Annotated in this window: 6 protein-coding genes and 1 tRNA gene; 6 read left to right on the top strand and 1 reads right to left on the bottom strand. The window is 59.4% G+C overall.

Annotation, left to right across the window (positions count from 1 at the left end):
• The 6 genes from AB5758_RS09525 to AB5758_RS09500 form a co-directional block, all read left to right on the top strand.
• Nucleotides 1-622: PTS sugar transporter subunit IIB (locus AB5758_RS09525; protein WP_368155530.1), on the top strand; the 622-nt coding region annotated here is incomplete at its 5' end.
• Nucleotides 623-640: 18 nt separating this feature from the next.
• Nucleotides 641-1459, top strand: coding sequence for a PTS mannose/fructose/sorbose transporter subunit IIC (locus AB5758_RS09520; RefSeq protein ID WP_271739911.1), 819 nt, complete (start codon nt 641-643; stop codon nt 1457-1459).
• Nucleotides 1460-1475: 16 nt separating this feature from the next.
• Complete coding sequence (locus tag AB5758_RS09515) at nt 1476-2396, top strand: PTS system mannose/fructose/sorbose family transporter subunit IID (RefSeq protein WP_271739910.1); 921 nt, start codon at nt 1476-1478, stop codon at nt 2394-2396.
• 120 nt (nt 2397-2516) lie between these two features.
• Nucleotides 2517-2915: a DUF956 family protein gene (locus AB5758_RS09510; RefSeq protein WP_238022763.1), complete on the top strand. Its 399-nt coding sequence runs from the start codon at nt 2517-2519 to the stop codon at nt 2913-2915.
• A gap of 114 nt (nt 2916-3029) precedes the next feature.
• Nucleotides 3030-3105: transfer RNA gene (locus tag AB5758_RS09505), tRNA-Arg, on the top strand.
• A gap of 487 nt (nt 3106-3592) precedes the next feature.
• Entirely contained in the window at nt 3593-3718 is a 126-nt protein-coding gene (locus AB5758_RS09500) for a hypothetical protein (RefSeq protein WP_255413117.1), read from the top strand.
• 545 nt (nt 3719-4263) lie between these two features.
• Here the strand turns inward: AB5758_RS09500 and AB5758_RS09495 are convergent.
• Nucleotides 4264-4811 (bottom strand): PASTA domain-containing protein (locus AB5758_RS09495; protein ID WP_368155528.1); only part of this gene is annotated, 548 nt, incomplete at its 5' end.

The raw sequence follows: 4811 nt of genomic DNA, 5'->3' as shown, positions 1-4811 counted from the left end.
GGCTGGCGTGCGCGTCAAGCCCGAGTCTCTGGAGCCCGAGGAGAAGAAGCCGGCTGCGGCCGCCGCTGCTCCTGCAGGCGCCATCCCTCCGGGAACGGTCATCGGCGACGGGCACATCAAGATTGCCCACGTCCGTATCGACACCCGTCTGCTGCATGGCCAGGTGGCCACCACGTGGACCAAGCAGATCAACCCCAACCGCATCATCGTGGTTTCCGACGGCGTTGCTCACGACGAGCTCCGCAAGACCATGATCGAGCAGGCTGCCCCTCCGGGAGTCCATGCCAACGTCGTGCCCATCAAGAAGATGGCCGAGGTCGTCAAGGACACGCGCTTTGGTGACACCAAGGCCATGCTGCTCTTCGAGAACCCGCAGGATCTGCTCAAGGCCATCGAGGCCGGCGTCGACATCAAGGAAGTCAACATCGGTTCCATGGCTCACTCCAAGGGCAAGGTCGTCGTCACCAACGCCGTCGCCATGGGCGATGACGACGTCAAGACTCTCGAGGCCCTCAAGGCTAAGGGCGTCAAGTTCGAGGTCCGCAAGGTTCCTTCGGATTCCTCCGAGGATCTCGACGCCATGTTGAAGAAAGCTAAGGCCGAACTGGCCGCTCAAGCATAGTAAAGGAGGGTCCGATACATGTCTGCAATCACTATTCTGCTTGTTGCGATTGTCGCGTTGCTTGCCGGTATGGAAGGCATTCTGGATGAGTTCCAGTTCCATCAGCCGCTCGTGGCATGCACGCTTATCGGTCTCGTAACCGGTCACCTTCAGGAGGGCATCCTCCTGGGCGGTTCGCTCCAGATGATGGCCCTTGGCTGGGCTAACGTCGGCGCCGCCGTCGCGCCTGACGCCGCTCTGGCCTCGGTCGCCTCTTCGATCATCATGGTGCTCGCCCTCAACGGCGGCGCTACCGATCCGTCGAAGGCCGTTACCGCCGCTATCGCCGTCGCTGTCCCGCTGTCGGTCGCTGGTCTGTTCCTGACCATGATCTGCCGTACCCTGGCTACCGCTATCGCTCACGCCATGGACGGTTGCGCCGAGAAGGGCGACTTCGCCGGCATCGAGCGTTGGCAGTACATTGCCATCCTTATGCAGGGCCTTCGTATCGCCATCCCGGCAGTGCTTCTGTGCATCATCCCGGCCGAGGCTGTTACCAACGCGCTTAACGCTATGCCCGACTGGCTGTCCGGCGGCATGGCTGTCGGCGGCGGCATGGTCGCTTCCGTCGGTTACGCCATGGTCATCAACATGATGGCCACCAAGGAGACCTGGCCGTTCTTCATCCTCGGCTTTGTCCTTGCTGCCATCCCTCAGCTCACGCTGATCGCCCTTGGCCTCATCGGCATCTCCCTTGCCCTCATCTACCTTGGCCTTAAGGATCTGGCCAAGCAGGGTGGCGGCATGGGCGGTGGCTCCGGTGACCCGCTCGGCGACATTCTGAACGATTACGAGTAGGAGGGGAGTGATACATATGGCAGAGAACAAGATTCAGCTCACCAAGGCTGACCGCAAGAAGGTTTGCTTCCGTCATCAGTTCCTTCAGGGCTCGTGGAACTACGAGCGTATGCAGAACGGCGGCTGGTGCTTCGCAATGATCCCTGCGATCAAGAAGCTCTACACCAGCAAGGATGACCAGATTGCCGCTCTTAAGCGCCACCTGGAGTTCTATAACACCCACCCCTATGTTTCCGCCCCCGTCATTGGCGTTACCCTCGCTCTCGAGGAGGAGCGCGCCAACGGTGCTCCGATCGACGACGTCGCCATCCAGGGCGTCAAGGTCGGTATGATGGGCCCGCTCGCCGGCGTCGGCGACCCCGCCTTCTGGTTCACCCTTCGCCCGATTTTGGGCGCTCTGGGCGCTTCCATGGCCCTGTCCGGTAGCATCGCCGGTCCGCTGCTGTTCTTCTTTGCGTGGAACATCATCCGTTACGCTTTCCTGTGGTACACGCAGGAGTTTGGCTACAAGGTCGGCTCCTCCATCGCCAAGGACCTCTCCGGCGGTCTGATGGGCAAGGTCACCGAGGGTGCTTCCATCCTGGGTATGTTCATCATCGGCGCCCTGGTCGAGCGCTGGGTGTCCATCTCCTTCACCCCGGTCGTCTCCAAGGTCACGCAGTCTGCTGGCGCCTTTATCGACTGGGCTAGCCTGCCCTCCGGCTCCGAGGGCGTCAAGGAAGCGCTGACGATGTACAACTCCATCGGTGCTACCGCCCTTGATCAGGTTAAGGTCACCACGCTTCAGGCTAACCTCGATCAGCTCATCCCCGGCCTTGCCGCTGTGTGCCTGACCCTGCTGGTCTGCAAGCTCCTCAAGAAGAAGGTCAGCCCGATCGTCATCATCCTGGCTCTCTTCGCCGTCGGCATCATCGGTCGCGTCTGCGGCTTCATGTAAGCACGCTTCGGCTTAAGACCGAGAGTTGCTAGGCAAGGGCTTTTGAGCCATTGAAACGGACCGCACCCGGTGGGTACACTGGATGCGGTCCGATTGTTTTTATTGGAGGGCGAGGCGCGTATGGCGCAATCTCAGAACAGCACGGTCGATCTGGCAACGCCGGCAACCTGCCTGATGGGGCTTACCAGCCACGGTAACGTGATGGTGGGCAATAAGGCGTTTGAGTACTATAACGAGCGCAATCCCGAGGATTATATTCAAATCCCGTGGGACGAGGTCGACTATATTGCCGCCGAGGTTTTACGCGGCACCAAGAAGATCACGCGTTTTGCCATCTTCACCAAGGACAACGGTCACTTTACGTTTTCGACGCGCGACGACAAAGAGACGCTTCGTGCGGTCCGCAAGTACGTCGACGAGGATAAGCTCGTGCGTTCGCCCGACTTTATCGATGTGACCGCCAAGGGCGCCAAGAGCATCCCTTCCGTCATCAAAAGCCTCTTCCACAAAGGCAACTAGTCTCCTGCGACGTTCTTAAACGACCAGTCATTAAAGAACGTCGCAGATGACTATCTCGAAGAGCGGCTATGCGCTGCATGGTAGTGGCGTAAATCTGCTACACTAGTACGACATGCCTCCGTAGCTCAGGGGATAGAGCACCGCTCTCCTAAAGCGGGTGTCGACGGTTCGAATCCGCCCGGGGGCACCAGAGATTGATCGAGCCCGGTACCGCTATGGTGCCGGGCTCTTCTGGTCTAAGGGCCGGATTCGGACCGTCGGCACCCGCGTCACTCATTTTCCCGCGGGGGAGTTTTCGAATCCGCCCGGGGGCACCAGGGAATATGACGGCGTCGCGAGAGCGGCGCCGTTTCTGGTTTGTGGGGGCCGCCGGCGGATTCGGGCCGTCGACACCGCGTCACCAATTTCCCCGCGGAGGGGTTCGAGTCCGTCCGGGGGACACCAGAGATTTGCCGATCCCGGTACCGCAACGGCGATACGCCTTGCTAGTTTTTGAAAGGATCGCGTCGGTGCCCTAACGCACTGCCGTTTAGTGCCGATTCTGCCATGCCCGCACTCTTCGCGAAGGTGAGGAGCGTGAATTGATCGGAGAGGGCCAACCACTCTGATAAAATCATCCTCGCTGTCGGCAGTCCTCGTGCCGGGCAGAGCCCTCCATCCGATGGGAGGTGATGCCCATGACCGATTTCACTGAGCTCGTGAAGCTCCTGACCGCTATGGTCTCGCTCCTCACGGCCCTTGTCGGCCTTTCCAAGGCACTCAAGCAGGGTTCGAAGCCCAAAAAGAAAGGCCACCGTCGCTAAGACGATGACCTAACTTCGTTAAGCAACGGCTCTGCCCAGCTCATCACAACTTGGGCTGCCGTCGGCATCATTTTACCCTCCTGACGAGGAATTCGTCCATATTTCAAAAATCAAATTGTGCCCTCATTGTCATCCTGCTATCGAAGCCTTGATTCTCATTTTTATTGCAACAGCCTCATGACTCAGCGCAACGCGTTGCGCTCGGTGTTCCTATTTTCATGAAAGGCCCAGCGGTAGGACGCAAGCAAATTGGCCTTTTTATCTGCGGTTATATGTTGTTCAATGATGCTTGATGAATGGTAGGGGTAGCATTAAATCATATCTCCTAAAGCGGGTGCCGACGGTTCGAATCCGCCCGGGGGCACCAGAGATTTATCGAGCCCGGTACCGCCATGGTGCCGGGCTCTTCTGGTTTAAAGCCGCGTTCATCCATGGGCGGCAATCCCACATCAAAAGAAAAGCGCCCGCTTGCTGGGGGAGCAAGCGGGCGCTTCTGAGCGAATGTGTTTGCGGTCTAAGCCGCTCGGAGCAACAAGCGATCGACGTTAGTTGCTAGACTCGGAGTCGTCGCCGGAACCGGAGATGGAAACCGTCAGCGTGATCGTGCTATCGGTGGACTGCTTGCCGGTGGGGGAGACACCCGTAACGGTGGCGTTTTCGTTGCCGCTCACGGGGTTGCCGTTCTGATCGCAGAATGCGATGTTGTAGAAACCGGCGTTGTTGAGCGCGGTGACGGCGGCGGAGATGCTCTTGCCGTACAGGTTGCCCGGGACGCTGGCCTTGCCGGACTTCTTGGCGATGACGACGGTGATCGTGGCACCGGGCTTCTGCTTGCCGCTGGGGTTCCAGCTAATTACGGTGCCCTCGGTAACCGAGTCGTTTTCCTGGTAGCTCACGTCGACGCCAAAGCCAGCCATGTCGAGAGCGTTGCGCGCCTGGGCCTCGGTCATGTCGGTCAGATCGGGCACCGAGGTGGTGTCCGGGCCGCCAGAGACCTTGTACGAGATAGTCGTGCCCTTCTCGACCTCCTTGCCGGCAGCAGTGCTCTGCTCAAAGACCTGGCCCTCTTCGGCCTCATTGGCTTCCTCCGAAG

It is taken from the genome of Collinsella aerofaciens (assembly GCF_040926405.1).
Classification (GTDB): Bacteria; Actinomycetota; Coriobacteriia; order Coriobacteriales; family Coriobacteriaceae; genus Collinsella.
Note: the sequence above shows the minus strand (reverse complement) of the source record. Positions and strands in the feature narration are given on the sequence as shown.

What these genes read in the sequence shown, in the direction of transcription:
- AB5758_RS09520 (WP_271739911.1), top strand. Translation starts at nt 641, where the DNA reads ATGTCTGCAATCACTATTCTGCTTGTTGCGATTGTCGCGTTGCTTGCC.
- AB5758_RS09515 (WP_271739910.1), top strand. Translation starts at nt 1,476, where the DNA reads ATGGCAGAGAACAAGATTCAGCTCACCAAGGCTGACCGCAAGAAGGTT.
- AB5758_RS09510 (WP_238022763.1), top strand. Translation starts at nt 2,517, where the DNA reads ATGGCGCAATCTCAGAACAGCACGGTCGATCTGGCAACGCCGGCAACC.
- AB5758_RS09500 (WP_255413117.1), top strand. Translation starts at nt 3,593, where the DNA reads ATGACCGATTTCACTGAGCTCGTGAAGCTCCTGACCGCTATGGTCTCG.